This window comes from Ruminococcus sp., assembly GCF_017549005.1.
Taxonomy (GTDB): Bacteria; Bacillota; Clostridia; order Oscillospirales; family Ruminococcaceae; genus Ruminococcus.
In genome coordinates this window covers 111616-130360 of sequence record NZ_JAFYYT010000037.1, presented here as the reverse complement: position 1 = coordinate 130360, position 18745 = coordinate 111616, and the positions used below count along the sequence as shown (strand labels likewise).

General features: G+C 46.4%; 16 protein-coding genes and 1 tRNA gene. 11 read left to right on the top strand and 6 right to left on the bottom strand.

Going from position 1 to position 18745, the window contains the following annotated elements; all coding sequences use genetic code 11:
* The first annotated feature begins 487 nt into the window (after nt 1-487).
* Both IKW96_RS09195 and IKW96_RS09190 read left to right on the top strand, forming a co-directional pair.
* On the top strand, nt 488-1162 hold the full coding sequence (locus tag IKW96_RS09195; protein WP_296573533.1) for a response regulator transcription factor: 675 nt from the start codon (nt 488-490) through the stop codon (nt 1160-1162).
* Nucleotides 1152-2606 (top strand): HAMP domain-containing sensor histidine kinase, encoded by a 1455-nt coding sequence (locus IKW96_RS09190; protein ID WP_296573530.1) that lies wholly within the window; start codon nt 1152-1154, stop codon nt 2604-2606. The genes IKW96_RS09195 and IKW96_RS09190 overlap by 11 nt, the downstream gene beginning before the upstream one ends.
* Nucleotides 2607-2946: 340 nt before the next feature.
* Here the strand turns inward: IKW96_RS09190 and IKW96_RS09185 are convergent.
* Nucleotides 2947-3033, bottom strand: a tRNA-Leu gene (locus tag IKW96_RS09185).
* Nucleotides 3034-3268: 235 nt separating this feature from the next.
* Here IKW96_RS09185 and aroB point away from each other — a divergent pair.
* From aroB to IKW96_RS09165, 4 genes are read left to right on the top strand one after another with little or no spacing between them, the layout of a single operon-like run.
* Nucleotides 3269-4309: a 3-dehydroquinate synthase gene (gene aroB / locus IKW96_RS09180; RefSeq protein ID WP_296573528.1), complete on the top strand. Its 1041-nt coding sequence runs from the start codon at nt 3269-3271 to the stop codon at nt 4307-4309.
* A 2-nt stretch (nt 4310-4311) separates the two neighbouring features.
* A complete protein-coding gene (gene aroA / locus IKW96_RS09175; protein ID WP_296573524.1) occupies nt 4312-5544 on the top strand; it encodes a 3-phosphoshikimate 1-carboxyvinyltransferase in 1233 nt (410 codons plus the stop codon).
* Nucleotides 5525-6604: a chorismate synthase gene (aroC, locus tag IKW96_RS09170; RefSeq protein ID WP_296573519.1), complete on the top strand. Its 1080-nt coding sequence runs from the start codon at nt 5525-5527 to the stop codon at nt 6602-6604. Before aroA ends, aroC begins: the two co-directional genes overlap by 20 nt.
* 11 nt (nt 6605-6615) lie before the next feature.
* Nucleotides 6616-7209 (top strand): DUF4364 family protein, encoded by a 594-nt coding sequence (locus tag IKW96_RS09165; protein ID WP_296573517.1) that lies wholly within the window; start codon nt 6616-6618, stop codon nt 7207-7209.
* A gap of 47 nt (nt 7210-7256) precedes the next feature.
* On the opposite strand, the gene IKW96_RS09160 is transcribed toward IKW96_RS09165, so the two are convergent.
* Nucleotides 7257-9650, bottom strand: a complete 2394-nt coding sequence (locus IKW96_RS09160; protein WP_296573514.1) for a cation-translocating P-type ATPase — start codon at nt 9648-9650, stop codon at nt 7257-7259.
* Between the two features lie 179 nt (nt 9651-9829).
* Between IKW96_RS09160 and IKW96_RS09155 the strand changes: the two genes are divergently transcribed.
* The 3 genes from IKW96_RS09155 (at nt 9830) to IKW96_RS09145 (ending at nt 11894) form a co-directional block, all read left to right on the top strand.
* Nucleotides 9830-10393, top strand: coding sequence for a biotin transporter BioY (locus IKW96_RS09155; protein WP_296573511.1), 564 nt, complete (start codon nt 9830-9832; stop codon nt 10391-10393).
* 264 nt (nt 10394-10657) lie between these two features.
* Nucleotides 10658-11155, top strand: coding sequence for an RNA polymerase sigma factor (locus IKW96_RS09150; RefSeq protein ID WP_296573509.1), 498 nt, complete (start codon nt 10658-10660; stop codon nt 11153-11155).
* On the top strand, nt 11145-11894 hold the full coding sequence (locus IKW96_RS09145; protein WP_296573506.1) for a hypothetical protein: 750 nt from the start codon (nt 11145-11147) through the stop codon (nt 11892-11894). The genes IKW96_RS09150 and IKW96_RS09145 overlap by 11 nt, the downstream gene beginning before the upstream one ends.
* A 35-nt stretch (nt 11895-11929) precedes the next feature.
* Here the strand turns inward: IKW96_RS09145 and IKW96_RS09140 are convergent, their stop codons facing one another.
* From IKW96_RS09140 to IKW96_RS09130, 3 genes are all read right to left on the bottom strand, one after another.
* Nucleotides 11930-12781 (bottom strand): patatin family protein, encoded by an 852-nt coding sequence (locus tag IKW96_RS09140; RefSeq protein WP_296573504.1) that lies wholly within the window; start codon nt 12779-12781, stop codon nt 11930-11932.
* Between the two features lie 98 nt (nt 12782-12879).
* Nucleotides 12880-13776 (bottom strand): hypothetical protein, encoded by an 897-nt coding sequence (locus IKW96_RS09135; RefSeq protein ID WP_296573501.1) that lies wholly within the window; start codon nt 13774-13776, stop codon nt 12880-12882.
* Nucleotides 13777-13975: 199 nt separating this feature from the next.
* Nucleotides 13976-14227, bottom strand: a complete 252-nt coding sequence (locus IKW96_RS09130) for a heavy-metal-associated domain-containing protein (protein WP_296573498.1) — start codon at nt 14225-14227, stop codon at nt 13976-13978.
* A gap of 193 nt (nt 14228-14420) precedes the next feature.
* Here IKW96_RS09130 and IKW96_RS09125 point away from each other — a divergent pair, with 193 nt between their 5' ends.
* Complete coding sequence (locus tag IKW96_RS09125; protein WP_296573494.1) at nt 14421-15758, top strand: peptidoglycan DD-metalloendopeptidase family protein; 1338 nt, start codon at nt 14421-14423, stop codon at nt 15756-15758.
* Between the two features lie 87 nt (nt 15759-15845).
* Nucleotides 15846-16250, top strand: coding sequence for an HIT domain-containing protein (locus IKW96_RS09120; RefSeq protein ID WP_296573491.1), 405 nt, complete (start codon nt 15846-15848; stop codon nt 16248-16250).
* A gap of 52 nt (nt 16251-16302) precedes the next feature.
* Here the strand turns inward: IKW96_RS09120 and IKW96_RS09115 are convergent, their stop codons facing one another.
* Nucleotides 16303-18417, bottom strand: a complete 2115-nt coding sequence (locus IKW96_RS09115; RefSeq protein WP_296573488.1) for a glycoside hydrolase family 11 protein — start codon at nt 18415-18417, stop codon at nt 16303-16305.
* Nucleotides 18418-18745 lie beyond the last annotated feature (328 nt).

Genomic DNA, 18745 nt, shown 5'->3' with positions numbered 1-18745 from the left:
CTTGGCAAATTCCACTTTTTGTTATGTCCGAACTTAAACCTCAGAGAGCGTACTACTGAACGAAAATGGACTCGGAGGTTTAACATTATCAAATAATTACATGATAATATACAGACCTTAAATAAATCTTAAAAATATACAGAGCATAAATTATTTCTGTAAGTATAAAATAACTTCTTTTCGTCTGTGAGTATTTGCTTGATTGTATTATAACGTGCTTTTATGAAAGATAAATGGATTTAGTGTGGAATGAACAGTTGTAATGTGGAATAAAGGCAATCATTATGTGATGAATTTGTGAAATGCGATACAGACCTTCCGGATGTTCAGATTATAGATCCGGCTTTTACCGCGAAACAAACACATCTCTCCAAAGCACACAGCAGGGAGATCACGGCGGCAGACAGTTCCGTTGAAACAAAGGCGCTCTTTACAAAAGGGCGCTTTTCATGTATAATATTTACAATAAAAACTGCGGAGGTGTGCCATGCCGAAGATACTGATAGTTGACGACGAACCGAATATAGTCACCCTCATAAGCCGCTATGCTCAGCGTGAGGGGTATGATATCGTTACCGCTTATGACGGACGTGAAGCCATAGATAAGTGCAAGACCGAGGATTTCGACGTTATAATCATGGACGTAATGATGCCCGATACGGACGGTTTCACCGCCTGCAAGAAGATAAAGGGATTCAAGGATATTCCCGTGATAATGCTGTCCGCAAGAGGTACGGAGTTCGACAAGCTCTTCGGCTTCGAGGTGGGAGTTGACGACTATGTAACGAAGCCGTTTTCTCCTATGGAGCTGATAGCACGTATCAAGGTCATACTCAGCCACAGCAGGATCATCGAACAGAAATCGGAAAGCGGAAAGCTTTGTGTCAGTGGGATTGAGGTAGACACGCTCGGGCTGACAGTTACTGTTGACGGCGAAAAGGCTGATCTGACCGCAAAAGAGTATGCAATTCTGCTGCTTCTCGTGAAAAACAAGGGTATAGTTCTTACCCGTGACAGGATACTCAACGAGGTGTGGGGCTATGACAGTTTCGGCGTTGACAGAACCGTTGACTGGCAGATAAAGCTTCTCCGAAGCAAGCTCGGAGCATACCGTGACAGCATAAAAACAGTGCGAGGGGTGGGATATAAATTTGAAGCGTAAAACAAATTCGTTCCGGAAAAAGCTGCTCAGCTGGTTTATGTTTTTTACAGTCGTGATATTCACTGTTCTGTGGCTTTTGCAGACGGTTTTTCTGCAAAAATTCTACAACGGCATGATAATCAGGAATACCGTAAAGGTTGCCGGTAAAATATCCTCGGAAAGTCAAAGCGGCGATATTTCGTCGTATATTGATGATGTTTCAAGAGAGAATTCAGTTCTTATATTTGTCACCGATACTGACGGCAATGTTTTATACAGTTCTGATGAATACAAGAAGGGTCACAGATTCATAGCAGATTACAATGAATGGTCAGACGAAAGAATGGAAATGAACAGGCACAATCATTATCATTACAGGTCGCTTCCGGAATATTATAAAGCATTCATTAACGATGTTACTGCATCTGAAAATGGTGAATCAGAGATGCAAACCGAGGATATTTATGTATACGGTAAGCTTATTGATCTGTATGGGAGCGATGAAAAAGCTGTTCTTTACGTTGGAACTACCCTTAATGCAGTAGGCTCGGCGGCTCGTATCATTCGTATACTGCTTGTATGGGTCACACTGTTGTCTGTGGTGGTCGGATTTGTGCTTGCTCTGTTCATGTCAAAGAGCTTTTCAAAGCCTGTTTCACAGCTTAATGAAAAAGCACATAAGCTTGGCGAAAAAGATGATGATATGGCTTTCAGCGAGGGCTTCTGCACAGAGCTTGACGAGCTGAACAAAACTCTTGATACTACATCGGAAAAGCTGAAAAAGAACAGGGAATTCCAGAACGAACTTCTTGCAAACGTATCCCATGACCTGCGTACTCCACTGACTATGATAAAGGGATACGCCGAAATGATAATAGATATATCCCGTGAGGACGAAAAACAGTGCGCCGAGGACGTAGCAGTTATCGTAGAGGAAACGGACAGGCTCACTGCTCTTGTAAATGAGATACTTGAATATTCCGAGCTGCAGATGTTCGACCACGAAACTGTGATGAATGACGTTGATCTCAGTGAAACAGTAACATCTGTTGCAGACAGCTTTGAGAAACTGTATTCAAAGGAAGGCTATGTCTTTGAGCGGAGTATTACTGATGATATTCATGTCAAAGGCAATGTTTCACGTCTTCAGAGAGCGGTGTACAACATGCTGGATAATGCTGTCCGCCATGCAGGAGAGGACAAATGGACAGGTATTTCGTTAAGAACCGATAATGATAAGGCAATTATTGAAATATCCGACCATGGCAGCGGTATTGCTCCCGACGAGCTTGAACACATCTGGGACAGATACTATACCAAGCGTCAGCGCAGCGGCAAGGGCGTTTCCAGACTGGGACTCGCAATCGTAAAGCAGATCGTCAGCCAGCATAACGGCGTTTGCAAGGCAGAGTCCGGGGTAGGCATAGGAAGTGTTTTCAGTATCGAACTTGACATTAACAAATAAAAAAGAATGGTTTTATTCAGTATCACTGATACTGTTTTGACATTATAAAACTGCATATAATTGTGAAAATATGGAATATAAAAACTACGTAAAATAGGCAATAAAAATATCAGATACCATGAAAAACTTGTTAAGGCATCGAGCGAAAAATGCAGATAAATGTCAAAGCATCGTAATACCGTGCTTTTGGTTGCATAGATATCCTTGTTATCGGCAACAGTGATATAATAATTGTCTGCAAAGAAAAGAGCTATCTGATTCATTTACGAATCGGATAGCTCTTTTTGTATGATTTTCACTAACGTCAAATGAGTATTATCTCCATTGTGACGTCTAAATATGGTGCCGATGGCGGGGGTCGAACCCGCACGGTGTTGCCACCAACGGATTTTGAGTCCGTCACGTCTGCCAATTCCATCACATCGGCACATCAGTAAATATTATATCATAGAAAGCGGTAGATTGTCAAGCAAATAGTTAAAAATCATGCTTCATTTTTTCGGCAGCATGATTTTTATGGCTCGATGAAAAAAGTTTTTCAGCGATTAAAAGTTTTAAAGCTAAAAAGTGTTGACAGTCCTTATACTGTATGGTATAATTTCTATTAGCGCAGGGAAACTGCCGCATAGCAGTATCCCAATACGTTTTCGGAGGTTGGCAGTATGAAGAAGATAAGCGTAAAAACAAGTCACCCCTATGAGGTGCTCATAGAGCGCGGCGGACTTGCAAAAAGCGGTGAATACATATCCAGGGTGACAAATTCAAGGAAAGCAGCGATTATCACGGACGATATCGTTGAAAAGCTGCATTTGCAGACGGTACTGGACTCGATGAAGGCGGCAGGCTTTGAGTGCAGCGTATTTGCCTTCCCCAACGGCGAACCCTCAAAGAGCCTTGCAAATCTCGGAAATATCTACGATTTTCTCTGCGAGAGCAACATCACAAGGTCTGATATCATAGTAGCTCTCGGCGGCGGAGTAGTCGGTGATATCACAGGCTTTGCGGCTGCTTCGTATCTTAGGGGAGTAGAGTTCGTACAGATACCCACGACACTTCTCTCACAGGTGGATTCTTCTGTAGGCGGCAAGACTGCCATAGATATCCCCGGCGGCAAGAACCTGGTAGGCGCATTCAAGCAGCCTGCACTGGTCATCTGCGACAGCGACGCACTGAAAACTCTTCCCCCCGAGGTACTTTCAGAGGGAATGGGCGAGTGCATAAAGTACGGCATGATACGCGATGAAAAGCTCTTCGGGCTCATGGAGTCCCACGATCTTGAGACCCTGGACGAAATAATGGATGAAATGGTATACAGATGTATTGATATAAAGCGTGCAGTTGTCGAGAATGACGAGTTTGACAGGGGAGAGCGCATGATACTCAACTTCGGACATACACTCGGACACGCTCTCGAGGGCTGGCACAACTACACTGATTACGCTCACGGCGCAGGAGTTGCCGCAGGAATGTGCATGATAACCGATAAACTGGCACCGCGGCTCTCCGAAAGGCTGAAGAAGTGCTGTGCGGCGTACAGGCTCCCAACAGGCAGCGATATCCCCATGAGCGAGCTGCTGCCGTTCTGTTCAAAGGACAAGAAGAACGAAAAGAAGGACATAAACTACATTATATGCAAGGAAGTCGGCAAGTGCGAGATAGTAAAGGTACCTTTCAGCGAGTTCTGCCGTCTTATGGGTGAATAATTATGGATATCAGCATAAGGCCATCGGTGCTGCGCGGAAAGCTTGACGTTCCTGCGTCAAAGAGCTGCGCTCACCGTTCTATAATCTGCGCTGCTCTTGCGGAGGGAGTCTCACATCTGAGCGGCGTTACGATGTCGAAGGACATTGAGGCAACAATCGGCGCAATGACTGCTCTCGAAGCTGAATTCACCGTGAACGGCGGAGACATAACCGTCAGGGGAACAGGCGGAAAAAGCGCTGACAGCTGCGTTATCGACTGCAACGAGAGCGGTTCGACCCTTCGTTTTATCATACCCGTTGCAGCTGCCATAGGAAAAAGCACGGAATTTCGCGGCAGAGGACGTCTGCCGCAGCGTCCCATAGATATATTTATCCGCGAGCTCGGAAAAAACGGAGTCCGCTTTGATTATCACAATACCATGCCTTTTACTGTAAGCGGCGGACTTGAAAGCGGGACTTTTGAGATAGAGGGCAACGTCTCCTCACAGTTCATAACAGGACTTCTCTTTGCTCTTCCTCTACTTGAAGGGGATTCCGAGATAGTCCTCACCTCTCACCTCGAATCCCGTCCCTATGTGGATATAACCATTGAAACACTCCGTCGTTTCGGCGTTTCCGCTGAGGAGACCGACCGCGGTTTCCACATAAAGGGGGGACAGAGATATACTGCCCGAGACGAAAAAATAGAGGGAGATTATTCCCAGGCAGCCTTTTTCTGCGTGGCAAACGCCCTCGGTTCGGAGGTGGAGCTGCACAATCTGAATGAAAACAGTGTTCAGGGCGACAAGAAAATCCTTGAAATTATCAGCAATATGTGTTATAATGGCAATATCGGACATTACAGAGCCGACTGCTCGGACATTCCCGACCTTGTGCCTATACTGGCTGTCCTGGGAGCTTTCGGAAGCGGCGACTCTGTCATTTATAACGCTAAAAGACTTAAAATAAAGGAAAGCGATCGCCTTGAAAGTACCTCTGCCATGCTGAATGCACTGGGCGGAGATGTCACTGTTACCGATGACGGACTTATTATCCGCCCCACAAACGCCATGCACGGCGGAACAGTCGACAGCTGCGGCGACCACAGGATAGTTATGGCTGCTGCCGTTGCTGCAACGCGCATAGACGGCGAGGTAGTCATAAAGGGCGCGGAGGCTGCCGAAAAGTCCTATCCTGCTTTCTTTGACGACTACAGAATGCTCGGAGGTAAAGCAAATGTCATCAGTATGGAATAACAGGATATCAATTTCCATGTTCGGAGAAGCTCACGGTCCCGCAATAGGCGTGACCGTTGACAACCTTCCCGCAGGGGAGTACATCGACGCCGAGGCCCTCGGAGAGTTTATGGCGAGGCGGTATTCGGGCGGAAGCTCTTCTCCTGTTAATTCCATTCCGCATATAATGTCGGGAGTATTCAACGACCGCACAACGGGCTCTCCGCTCTGTGCCTTCCTGCAGAATACCGGGACCTCAGCCCCTCAGCATGAAGAGCCGGACAACCTTGTACGTCCCGGACACGCCGATTATACGGGAGCTGTCCGCTACAAGGGCTTCAACGACGTGCGCGGCGGCGGACATTTTTCCGACAGACTTACGGCTCCGCTCTGCTTTGCGGGAGCTGTATGCGCTCAGATACTTGAAAGGCGCGGTATCTACACTGGCGCGCATATACTTCAGATACACAATATAAAGGATAATCCCTTTGACCCCGTAAATATCACCCGTGACGGCGTTCTCAGCGTGAGAGCCAAGAAGTTCCCCGTAATAAACGACCGCAAGGGCTGGGATATGATAGAGGACATAAATAAGGCACATGAGGGCGGCGAGTCCCTCGGCGGAGTCATCGAGTGCGCGGCAGTCAACGTCCCTGCAGGAATAGGCTCTCCCGTATTCGATGGACTTGAAAACAACATCGCACAGCTTGTTTTCGGTATCCCGGGAGTACGCGGACTTGAGTTCGGCGCAGGCTTCACATCGGCGAAAATGGTAGGAAGTCAGAACAACGACGAGTTCTATGTCAACGACCACGGCCATGTGCTCACAAAGACAAACAATCACGGTGGCATAATCGGCGGTATATCCTCGGGTATGCCGATAACCCTGAGAGTTGCCATGAAGCCCTCGGAGTACACCGCAGGCGCTCAGACAGCCGTGAATTACCGTGAAATGACCAGCGAGACCGTCGAGAGCGAGCAGCATATCCCATGCACAGTACCTGCGGCAGTTCCGTGTGTGGAGGCTGCTGTGAACATCGCGCTTCTGTCGCATATGCTGGATTATCCGAATTTCTGTTAAGGTGAAAAACTATGCAGGACGAAAATATAATGAAAATGGCGGAACGCGCCGATACCGAGATAAGGGACGTTCCTACGCTGAATATTCTTCTTTGCTATCTGCTTTACAAAATAGACCGCCCCGTAAGTCCCGAGCAGCTATATGATATAGCTATCGGCACGGGGATAATAAACTATTTCTACTATCAGGATTCTATCGGCTATCTCCTGAAAAACGGACTGGTTTCCTCACGGAAGGACGAAAACGGAAGCGAGACCTATGTACTTGACCCGAAGGGCAGGGAATGTGCCAAGCAGCTGAAAAACTACGCTCCCAAGTCCTACAGGGACAAGCTTGTACTTGCAGCTCTGCGTTATTTTACAAGGATAAAGTACGAAAAGGAGCTGAAGATAGAGTACGAGCCTGTGGGAAACGGCTATTATACCCACGTAAGGTGCGTGGATACAGGATTTGACCTTATGGACCTGAGACTTTACGCCCCCGACCTGACACAGGCGAAGCTCATAGGCGAGAAGATACTTCTCAATCCTGCCGGATTTTACGGAAAGGTCATAGAAGTAGCCCTCTCCAACGAGGAGCCGCCCTACGACCTTACAGATAACTGAAAAAAACAACTCCCGAAAGCAGTTTTTTGCTGCTTCCGGGAGATTTTTTATTCGTTGTGAGATTCTTCCCTGATGAAGAAGTTCTGTATCTTTTTGGTTATGAGCGTCAGGTACCTCAGGCACGGTTCTGCGATGATAGAGAAGTTTATGCAGAGAATGATACATCTGTTTGACATTGACGATATAGCGAAAAGGTCGCTGACAAATACCATACAGCATATGAGACCGAGTCCGCAGCCCACCCATATGCCCATTTTCAGCACATCGAGGGGCTTTGATATCTGATAGAGTATCATCATGCCCACAATGCTCATGAGTATGGTCGAAGCTGTTGCTATGTCGTTCTGACCGACGCTGAAGATATTGCCGAAATATATCATAGCACCGACCACAAGCACGTCCGTCAGCGCCGCAGGCAGAGCCTTCAGCAGGATATTCATGATGAACCTACCGCGTATGAGGTCGCGGTTCGGCATGAACGACAGGAAAAACGCAGGAAGTCCGATAGTGAATACGCTTATGAGTGATATCTGTGCGGGGAGCAGCGGATATTTCATGCCGAAGCATATGGAAAGGATAGCGATTATCAGCGAGAAGATGTTCTTTACTATGAAAAGGCTTCCCGAGCGTTCAAGGTTATTGACGACCTTTCGTCCTTCTGCAACAACATCGGGCATTTTTGAGAAGTCCGATTCGAGGAGCACGAGCTGAGCTGCCTGAGCGGCAACGTCGCTTCCCGAAGCCATAGCCACGGAGCAGTCCGCGTCCTTCAGAGCAAGTACGTCGTTGACGCCGTCGCCCGTCATAGCAACGGTCTTGCCTGCTTTTTTGAGAGCTCTTACGAACTTTCTCTTCTGTTCGGGGGTAACTCGTCCGAAGACGGTGTATTTTGTAACAGCCTCCCTGATAGCGCTGTCAGTCGTAAGGGTAGCAGCGTCCACATAGTCGCCTGCGTTCCTGATACCTGCCCTTTTTGCGACTTCCGAAACGGTAACTGGGTTATCTCCCGATATTACCTTTATCTCCACACCCTGTTCCGCGAAATATCTGAATGTTTCGGGAGCTTTTTCCCTTATTGGGTTCGACATTATCACGAAGCACACAGGTTCAGCAGCCGATGTGAGTTCCTTGCCGTCGGGAATGCCCCTGTACTTTCCGAAAGCTAGCACACGGTAGCCCTTGCGGCTGTATGAGTCGATAAGCTCCCTGTGTTCCCTGATATTCTCTTTCAGCACGAACTCGGGAGCTCCGAGAACATAGGAATCCTTGTCAAAGGTAACGCTGCTGTACTTGAACTCAGAGGAAAAGCCTGTTGCGGCAACTGCCGTGCGGCCTGCAGGACAGTGGAAATGGCTCTTTATCGCAGCCATAGTCTCGTTATCGGAGTCCTGAGCGGCAGCAAAGTCGCTGAGAAGTCCCTGTATACGGTCGTCATCGTTGCCCTCCGCGGCGTTTACGACAGCCGATACGGACATGGTATTTTCGGTGATAGTACCGGTCTTGTCCACGCAGAGAACGTCGACCCGCGCAAGAGTCTCGATACATTTCATGTCGTGAACGAGGACCTTGCCGAGAGCGAGCTTCATGGTACTTATAACGAGAGCCACGCTGGCAAGGAGGAACAGTCCCTCAGGTATCATTCCGATGACAGCGGCGACCATTGACTGCACGCTGGCTCTGATAGTCTCATGGTTGAGGTAGTAAGCCTGATAGAAAAGAATGATACCGATAGGAATGATAGCGAAGCCCGCAAATTTAACTATCCTGTTGAGTGAGCGTATCATTTCCGACTGCTCGCCCTTCTTGGTCTTTTTTGCCTGTATTGTCAGCTTTGAGATATAGGATTCCCTGCCCACTTTTTCAAGTCTTGCGCGGCAGGAGCCTGAAACGATGTAACTTCCCGACATAAGTGTATCGCCGGGTTTCTTGCTTACCTCGTCGGATTCACCCGTGAGGAGCGACTCGTTTACGGAAACGTTTCCGTCCACAACGATAGCGTCGGCGCATATCTGATTACCTGCCTTGAATATGACGATATCATCGAGAACGAGCTCCTTTGAGGGGACCTTCTGCACTTCTCCGTCGCGGACCACCGTAGAAACGGGAGCGTTAAGCATGGATATCTTGTCCAGCACGGACTTTGAGCGCAGCTCCTGAATGATACCCGTCAGAGCGTTTGCGATGATGACGGGCATGAAAGTAAGGTCACGGTACGAGCCCACAAGTATCAGAAGCACTGACAGGATAACGAAAATAAGGTTGAAGTAGGTAAAGATATTATCGCAGAGTATATCTTTTACAGTCTTGGACGGAGCTTCGACAGGCTGGTTGTCCAGACCTTCTTCCAACCGCTGCTTTACCTGTTCGGAGGTAAGACCCGTGTCGAAATCCGCTTTTATGCGTTTATAATCAACGATGTCCCGAAATTCACTGGTTTTCATTATGTTAAAAACACCTCGCGTAAAATACTTATTTTATTATAACATAATATAATTAAAATAGCAAGATATGAGGGTAAAAAACGTGTGTGCAAAAATGTCAACCAAATTTCAAGAAACTAGTTGACAAACGGAATTGAATGTGCTATAATACAGATACAAAAACATAGGAGATGTTACAGATGACAGAACAGAACACGGCAAAAAGGAGTTTTTCCACCAAGGAAATAGTACTTACGGCACTTTTTACGGCAATAACGGCGGTATGTGCATGGATATCCGTTCCTTTCGGAGCCATATCCTTTACCATGCAGACCTTTGCGATATTCTGTGCGCTGCTGACTCTTGGCGGCAAAAACGGACTTTTCTCATGTCTTGCATACATACTTCTCGGAGCTATCGGACTTCCCGTATTCAACGGCTTCAAGGGGGGCGCAGGAGTTCTTCTCGGACCCACGGGCGGATATATACTCGGCTTCATATTCATGGCGCTCATATACTGGGCAGGAACGAAGCTTTTCGGTGAAAAGCTGTTAGCGCGCATCGCGCTGCTTATAGTGGGGCTTCTTGTTTGCTATGCATTCGGAACATTATGGTTCGTATACGGCTATTCAAACGGCGAAAGCGTCATGAGCTTCAAAAAAGCTGCGGAGATATGCGTATTTCCGTTCGTACCCTTTGATCTTCTGAAAATGGTGCTTGCCTTTGTGATATCCTACCGTATAAGAAAGCACGTAAAGCTGTAAAAATAGCTTAGCTTGTCCCAAAAGCCGCTTTACCCATGTAAGGGATTCCAAATGGGCTACAACCCTTTGGTCAGGTCAAGGGTGAAAGCCATTGTGGGGAGTGGGGCAAAGCGCCGCATTCAACAGGCGCTCCGCAAGTGAGGGCGTCTCCTTAAATAAGACAGTTTTTTTGACAGTTAAAAGCGGCGAACATTTCGCCGCTTTTTAAATTTATCCGACACTTCGGCGGTCTCGATCGTATTATGAGTGAAAGGGGGCGGGACGATGTTCAGATCTTTGTTGCGTACGGACAAGGAAATAGAAGAATTATACGAACGGCACAGCAAGACCGTATACCGCGTCTGCTATGCCTATATGAAAAATCCCGCGGACACGGAAGACGCAGTACAGGAGACCTTTTACAGGCTCATAAACAAAGGGCCTTGGTTCAAAAGCGCTGAGCATGAAAAAGCCTGGCTCATAAGGACGGCTGCCAACATCTGCAAGGACGAGCTGAAACACTGGCGGCGGAAATGTGAGGATATCGACGAACACACAGAGCTCCGGACAGGGGACAGCATTGAAACGGACGAAGTTCTCGAAGCTGTTATGGAGCTCCCCGACAAGTACAAGACGGTGATATACCTGTATTACTACGAGGGCTATAACAGTGCCGAGATCGCCGAAATCCTCAAAAAGCCGGGATCGACTGTGCGTAATCATCTTCACGAAGCCCGCGGACTTCTCAAGGAAAGGTTAGGTGAGTATTTCAATGAAAAATGACGTCATCGTTGCATCATGGGACAGGATACTTCCCGATGAAGCCGCAAACCGCCGAATGCTCTCCGATATCATGGAGTACAGCCGCAAAAATAGAAAAGCACCTGTTACAGCCGCTGTGAAAAGGCTTCTTCCGCTTGCAGCCTGCCTTGCAGTTGTAATATCATTCGCGGCTTTTTTAGGTATACGCAATAACTGGTTCGTATCAAAAAACTACACCGTATTACTCGAAAGCGGCGAAAAGCTCATATACGGCAGATCAGATGTCAAAGGTGAAGCCTGTTACGCATACGATTACGAGGTCACAGACAGGCGTCTTACCGTGGAGGAACTCCACGATCTTCTGCCGTCATTAGCAGTTCCGGAAGAAAACGGTCTCCCTTATGCCGTATTCAAATCAGAAACAGGGGAAATGCTCCGCACAGAGCTGACAGCCGATGATGTCCATATACATCTTGCCAAAATGGGACTTCCTCTCACTGACTGTATCATAACAGGCGAGGAGAGCACGGCAGATATAAACGGAACAACAGTAAAAACGGGCTATTCCATATCAAAACCAAACAGCAAAGGCATAAAACGGATAGTATTCTTTTCCGAATTTGCAATAAACGGAACCTCCGTATATTTAGAGCTTGCAGGGGACGAGGAGGAAAGCGAACAGCTGAGCCAAAGACTTTCGGATACTGTTTCCGCCATGGTAAACGGCACTCCTCCCGACATCGCAGCAATAAAATATTAGCAAAAAAGACCTGTTCAGCCGAACAGGTCTTGATCTTATTCATCTGCAAGAAATCTATTGAGCGCTTCGAGGTTCTCATTGGCAATACGTCTGCCTATGCGGTAGACCTCGCGCATAACATCGGGGTCGTGTTCGATATGACCCACGGGCAGCTTCTCAGGGGGAGCCATAACGAAAGCGGAGCCGTTTTCCTCGGCGCCGCGTATATATTTCAGCTCGCTGTTGTACATCTTATGCCTGTTGGCAACGGCTTTCAGAAGCTCGGGGTATCTGCGGTACTTGAGCTTCATGAGCCTCATTGCGCCCGAAGGCTTTTTAACGTAGTCGCGTGGCTGAGTGAGGACAACCACGTTTTTGCCGCAGCCTCTGCTCTCCATGAACTTCAAAGGTATCGAGTCGGAAATGCCGCCGTCCAGCATTTTGTATCCGCCTACATCGACTATCCTCGCAGCGATAGGCATTGAAGCGGAAGCCCTGATCCACTCCATTTCCTCCGAGTTTATCGGACCGCACCTGTGATAGACAGCCTTGCCCGTATGAACGTCGGTACAGACCACCCAGAAGTCCATAGGCGAAGAATCAAAGGCTTTTTTGTCAAATATATCGAGCTTTTCTGGGATAGTGTGATAGCAGAACTCCGCTCCGAACATATCTCCCGTTTTTATGAGGGAAAGGGTGCTGCAATAGCGTTTGTCCCTGCAGAATCTTGTATTATAGCGGATGGCTCTGCGGATCTGACCGGATTTGTAGTTGCAGCCGAAGCAAGCGCCTGCTGAAACTCCCACAGCCGCGTCGAATCTGATATTATTTTCCATGAGGACGTCGATGACGCCTGCGGTAAAAAGACCGCGCATAGCGCCTCCCTCAAGAACAAGTCCGTATTTCATTTTTTTCTCCTTGTGAGTTGCCGGTAGTTAGTTATTAGTGATCAGTAAATAGTAAGCAGTGGAAAATGTCCGGACAATGCACTGATAACTAACAACTCTCAGGCATTATATCTGTAAAAAAGCAGCTTATCAAGTGTTACTCTCGGTCTCCACATTTCTCTTGCCTGTGCGAACTCCTTATAGTCCGTGTGCCACTGCCACGGGATATCGAAGCCGCCGTCCTCCTGCTGTACCTCAGCCAGTATCTCCCGTTCCGCCTTTATCAGCGGACGTATCTTATCGGTTATGAACTGTCCGAACATACCGCAGAAGAAGTCGGAGGGCTTAGGGACGTATTCCGACGCATATTTTGAAGTATCGCTGCATATCACCTGTTCCAGCTTTTCGCACAGCAGAGCCTTGGCATTGAAATTGCTGCCGATAAGAGAAATATTATGCCTTTCCATAAGCTCATATGCAAGGAGATAGCACTTGAGGTCGTCTGCTATCATTTCATTCTGCTCGGCAATTTCATTAAATGCGTCAAGGCAGATCTGAACGTAAAACTGCTTTTCCTCGCAGAAACAGCACATAAACGCAGCAAGTGATACAGAAGGATTGAAAGCTCTTATGCCGTCCCCCTGCTTCTCCCACCATACTGCATGAGGGAAGTCCTTATTGCTGTCTATCGCAAAAAGCCAGCGCTTCTTTTCCTCGTCAAAGGAGTCGTGCGAGCTGAGATAATGAACTATCCTGTCGGTCATTCTGCTTTTCTCATCGAGAGCTCCCACTCTGAAAAGAGTGAATACAGCGTCGTTCGTGGCGATGGGTGTGGAGTTCGGGTTCCAGCAGTCGGGCTCGATAGCGTTTCCGAAGCCGCAGTCGTCGTTCTGAAATTCCATGACTCTATGAACTACCTGCTGACGAGTTCCGTTTCCGAAATAATAGTTGAAAAGCGCTTTTTCAAGCGGTCTTGCATTAGCTTTTATAAATTCTTCGGTTTTTAGTGTATCCATGACTGCTCCTGTTAAATGCCAACAATTTTTATCAGTTTGATTTGTGCATTCCTACAAAGTTGAAAATTATTTTTTCTTATTAAACGGTTTTCCGTTTAATTTGAGCCGATTTTGACCCTATAGTGAAAAAGCAATTTCAAAAAGGAGATGCTGCTGCCCTTTTTCTGACGGGCAAAGCTTCAGCCGCAGCTGTATGAAGTTATTTTCTGCCGAAAAGTCCTTTTTTCTCATAGGGCTCAGTGGTTATTCCGAGGACCTTATATCCGTCTTTTTCAACAGCCTCCCTGAGGACTGTCTCATCCGGTTCTTTGTCGGTAATGACCTCTGTTATGCCCTTTTTGTGGGAAGAATTCACCTTTGAAGCGGAAACAGCTGCACGAACGGCATCATTTACGTGAGCCTCGCACATATTGCACATCATGCCATCGATCTTTATAGTAGTTTTGAACATATATAAAACTCCTTCCGGTTAGCATATAATTACGAATTAATTTTAGCTCATTTTGATACAAAAGTCAAGAGTTTTTACGTTTACACAGCTCCGAAAGGGGAGCGTCATGTGAGCGCGGATTGACTTTTTTGTGAAAATATGGTAATATGTATTTCGGACAATTGAATCTGCCTCTTAAAAAGGAGTTTTACATATGAAAAATACTATCAGGAGAGCTTCGGCTGTCCTTGTTGCCATAGCATTGATATTCACAGCACAGATAAGGCTTCCTTCGGCCAATAAAGTTTATGCAGCCGTATATGCTGTATGGCCTACTGAGCCGCAGTACAAAAACATAACCACTTATTTTGACGCTAACCGCAATATCAGCGATGCTTCTGGATATCACAACGGTATCGACATCGAAGCAAACGGCGGAACCAGTATTTTTGCAGCATACGGCGGTCAGGTCACTTCCGCGGAATGGAAGGACGGTTACGGCTACACGGTCATAATCTATCATGCTGATCTGGGAGTTTATACCTTCTACGCCCATGCTTCGCAGCTTCTCGTAAGCGGCGGTGCGGCTGTAAAACAGGGCGATATCATTGCTAAGGTCGGAAGTACCGGCAATTCCTCGGGAAATCATCTGCACTTCGGAATATGCACAAGTTTATCGTCAGGCTGGCCTGCGAAAACATACTACGATCCGCTGTCTTATTTCACATATTCAGACAATGTGGGCGGCGGAACGACTGTGGCTCCTCCGACAGCTGTGGAGAACGATTGCAGCTGTACTGCCGACTGTGCAGGACTTTACACTACAAAGGGAGTTGTGACAGTTCTCAATATCAGGGCAGGTCACAGTACCAGCTCGGCAGTTGTGGGAGAGATACCTGCAGGAGCTGAATTTACCGTAACAAAGGGAAACGGCGAGTGGGCTCACGTTGAGTACAACGGCAAGAGCGGCTTTTCTTCAATGGCTTATATGCAGAAGAAAGAGGATATGAAGTCCGATATGAAAATAACGGGAGCTACCTCTCCTACAGGTACAATCGCCAAAGGAAAGGTATTCTCCATAAAGGGAGTCATTACTTCCAACTTCAGCATTACGAAAGTTTACGGCGGAGTTTATTTCCGGAACGGAGAAGCTACGAGCCAGTATGCGGAAGCTGCTCCGAATGCGGTAAAATACGACCTTTCCTCGTATTTTGACAGGAATATCGTGTTCAACGCCCTTAATGACGGCGATTACACCTACAAGATCATTGCCGAGGATAAGAACGGCGGCAAGTTCGAGCTTGTGAAGAGTGATTTCATAATCGGCAAGGGCAGCGGAAATACGGCAAATACCGAGACCGTTGCAGGAGATCTTAACGGCGACAAAAAGCTCGATACGGCCGATCTCGTTATTTTGCAGGATCATCTGCTTAAAAAGTCAGGGGACTTCACAAAGGCTCAGTTTGAGGCTTCCGATCTCAATAAGGACGGAAATTCCGATGTTTTTGACCTCGTTGAGATGAAAAAAGCGATAATCAGCGCTTCAAACTGACATTACAGCTTTACGGATAAAAAAGCCATAGTATTTCCGGGTACTATGGCTTTTCTTTGATTTTACGGATATAAAGGAGAAATAATGATGAATAACTGTATTTTTTGCAGTATCGCAGGCGGTTCCCTGCCTTCCATGAAGGTTTTTGATGACGAGCATACCTTAGCTTTTATGGATACAGCCGGGGACGTTGACGGACATATCCTTGTGATACCGAAAAAACACGCAAAAAATATCCTCGACTGCGGTGAAGAGGAACTTTCATATCTTATGAAAACTGTGAAAAAGGTCGCGCTCCACCTTGTTGAAAAATGCGGGTACAGCGGCGTAAATCTGCTGAATGCAAGCGATGAGAGCGCAGGGCAGTCCGTTCCTCACTTTCATATACATATTATCCCGAGAAAAAACGGAGACAATATTGACGCATGGCCTCATTTTGAGGGCGCTGTACATGAAACGGAAGATATTTTCCGAAAAATATCAATGATATGAGTGAAAAGCAGAGCTCTTAAGAGCTCTGCTTTGCTTTTATGGTAATATTAGTTTAACCAAATGGATAGCGAAGATCCATATCGGGTGAATCTGTAACACTTACTTTAAGATCATCATTTATTTCGGCGTCCTTATCAACTTCAATAAAAATGTGCCAGTAAGAGCAAACCATATCGCCGCCGTTTTTAAGGCGTTCAATTCCGACTTCGTCCTTATTGATGTAAGCTACCTTATGGATGTCGCGAGCTAAGAATGCTTCACGCAAGAGTACAACGACAAGCTTGTTGCTGCTGAACCATTCATCAGTATAATTATCGGAGTTCTTTAAAAATGTTTCCGCATCGAATGAATATGAGAAAAGAGGATTGATTCGCAAAGATTCCATATAATCGGTCATATAGCTGTCAAGCTCGTCGCGGTTTGTTATGATTGTTGTCATAGGGTAGGTACTGTCATATTCTCCGTTTGTGTTTATATACTGAGCATTGAACTCATAGGAGTCCTTTTCCGCTGTTGTAGTTGTGGTCGTTGTTGCAGCAGGTGTAGTCGTTGTGCTCTGTGATGTAGTAGTTGAAGTTTTCTTTTCGGTCGTTTTGAAAGTCGTTGATGAAGCAGACGTGGTAGTAGTAGTTGTTGTTGGTGGTGTTGTTGTTGTGGAAGTGGTTGTGGTAGTCGTTTCTGCTGCAGTATCAGGGAACTTTTCGGCGCCGAGAAGATATCTTTGCAGGCATACAAGGTCTGCAACGTTTATCATGCCGTCTTCGTTTATGTCGGAGTTTGCAGGAGCTTTTCCTTTGCCTGATATCATGCCGAGCAGTCCCTTTCTGAACGAAGCAAGGTCAAATACGTCTATGAGACCGTCGCAGTTGATATCACCGCGTAAAGTCGGAACAGGGTCTGGAGCAAAACGTGCATAAGCTTCGACGCCGTCTAAGGCTGTGTATGCACTGTCAACATAGAAATCTCCGACATAATCTGGAGTTTCGATAAAGAATGAGAAGTTTCTGGCATTTTCCGGTATTTTGTAGCAGGTGTTGGAAAGATCTGTCCATACTCCTGTGTAAGCTTTGACCTCTGCGACATTTTCAAACTGATACTGACCGTTTTCGTCAAGATACTGGCATACAATGGAAAAATCAGCTTTTTCGGTTTCACACTGCATAACAACAGCGCCTATGCTGTAGCAATCTCCTGCAAATAAGTTTGATCTGGAAATCGGGAAAACAGGTCCCTGCCATGATGAAGTGCGCCCGGAAACACTCATCGAGCCGCCGCCCTTGTAGCTTATCTGACTTAGTTTCAGTTTCTCGTCAACACGAGGCTGCCAGTCATATATACTGTAATCAAAATCGTATTTGTATATGTAGCCGTAAGCGTCAGCTATGGCGTTAACTTCTTCACAGTACTTGCGTGGATCTATCTTCAGGGGAGTGGTGTCCATGCCGCTGCCGAAATGAAGTTTTTTCAGCTGAGCACTTCCGCTTGATCTGTAGCCTTCAACATAAAACATTGTTTCATACAGCTCTCCAGAAAGATCGAAGCCGAGAGCCTCCATAGACTTGAAATGCTTGGTAATGTCAATAGAATCCGTTACCTGGTTGAGCACATTATCCTCTATGGCGCTTTCCTTTCTTACGCAGTAGTAAGTGGGAAAGCTCATTGTTCCCATGATAGATGGCTGATTATAGCGGTAATAACGGAATACGTCGTATTCGTGACCGTTAACGGTTGAAGAACCGGCGTAATGATCTTTTGAATCCGGGCATGGTCTCCAGTTGCCCCAGCCTTCGACAATATAGTACTCGGAAAGCGGGTTACGCGTCCAGCCGTATGCGCCGTATGTCGCATTGCCTTGCGGTGTAATGTCGATATCATATGTAAGTGATATCCTGCCAAAGTCATAGTAATTCTTTTTGGACGTGTCATACTTTCTGCCCATCATTGCAAGGCAGTTATCTATGTTTGACCATTTACAGGTAAAAGTGCTCTCGCCCGGTTCGTATTCTATTTCACCTGCACAGTTCATGTTCCACATCTCATAGTCAAAACCGCCGATCTTGCCGAGCTTCTGATCGTCTGCTGCCGAAGCGGCGAAGGGAACGGACGAAAGGAGCAGCGCTGCGGAAACAGCTGCGCCTGTGACTTTGCTGAAAATCTTTGATCTCATGGTGGATCACTCCTTTTTTCAAATCATAAAAAACAATTGTAAAAGTGCCCGAAGATATCTGTGACTTCATTGTAAAATGAACAAGTATTTAAATGCAAGTCGTTTTTTGTGGTAATTGTGGATCATAGCTAAAAATTGCTGACAGCAGCACAAAAATAATATTGTTCATGGCCGCAATGGACTCATGTAAATGGAAGATTTTTTACGTGAAATTGCCGAAAAATAAAGAAAATAATGAACAAAACAGCAAAATGTAGAGATATTTTAGTATGGATAGCAATAAATGATAAGTTTAGCAAAAAACGAACATAAATGGTAGTAATATTAC

What these genes read in the sequence shown, in the direction of transcription:
- IKW96_RS09195 (WP_296573533.1), top strand. Translation starts at nt 488, where the DNA reads ATGCCGAAGATACTGATAGTTGACGACGAACCGAATATAGTCACCCTC.
- aroB (WP_296573528.1), top strand. Translation starts at nt 3,269, where the DNA reads ATGAAGAAGATAAGCGTAAAAACAAGTCACCCCTATGAGGTGCTCATA.
- aroA (WP_296573524.1), top strand. Translation starts at nt 4,312, where the DNA reads ATGGATATCAGCATAAGGCCATCGGTGCTGCGCGGAAAGCTTGACGTT.
- aroC (WP_296573519.1), top strand. Translation starts at nt 5,525, where the DNA reads ATGTCATCAGTATGGAATAACAGGATATCAATTTCCATGTTCGGAGAA.
- IKW96_RS09165 (WP_296573517.1), top strand. Translation starts at nt 6,616, where the DNA reads ATGCAGGACGAAAATATAATGAAAATGGCGGAACGCGCCGATACCGAG.
- IKW96_RS09160 (WP_296573514.1), bottom strand. Translation starts at nt 9,650, where the DNA reads ATGAAAACCAGTGAATTTCGGGACATCGTTGATTATAAACGCATAAAA.
- IKW96_RS09155 (WP_296573511.1), top strand. Translation starts at nt 9,830, where the DNA reads ATGACAGAACAGAACACGGCAAAAAGGAGTTTTTCCACCAAGGAAATA.
- IKW96_RS09150 (WP_296573509.1), top strand. Translation starts at nt 10,658, where the DNA reads ATGTTCAGATCTTTGTTGCGTACGGACAAGGAAATAGAAGAATTATAC.
- IKW96_RS09145 (WP_296573506.1), top strand. Translation starts at nt 11,145, where the DNA reads ATGAAAAATGACGTCATCGTTGCATCATGGGACAGGATACTTCCCGAT.
- IKW96_RS09140 (WP_296573504.1), bottom strand. Translation starts at nt 12,781, where the DNA reads ATGAAATACGGACTTGTTCTTGAGGGAGGCGCTATGCGCGGTCTTTTT.
- IKW96_RS09135 (WP_296573501.1), bottom strand. Translation starts at nt 13,776, where the DNA reads ATGGATACACTAAAAACCGAAGAATTTATAAAAGCTAATGCAAGACCG.
- IKW96_RS09130 (WP_296573498.1), bottom strand. Translation starts at nt 14,227, where the DNA reads ATGTTCAAAACTACTATAAAGATCGATGGCATGATGTGCAATATGTGC.
- IKW96_RS09125 (WP_296573494.1), top strand. Translation starts at nt 14,421, where the DNA reads ATGAAAAATACTATCAGGAGAGCTTCGGCTGTCCTTGTTGCCATAGCA.
- IKW96_RS09120 (WP_296573491.1), top strand. Translation starts at nt 15,846, where the DNA reads ATGAATAACTGTATTTTTTGCAGTATCGCAGGCGGTTCCCTGCCTTCC.
- IKW96_RS09115 (WP_296573488.1), bottom strand. Translation starts at nt 18,417, where the DNA reads ATGAGATCAAAGATTTTCAGCAAAGTCACAGGCGCAGCTGTTTCCGCA.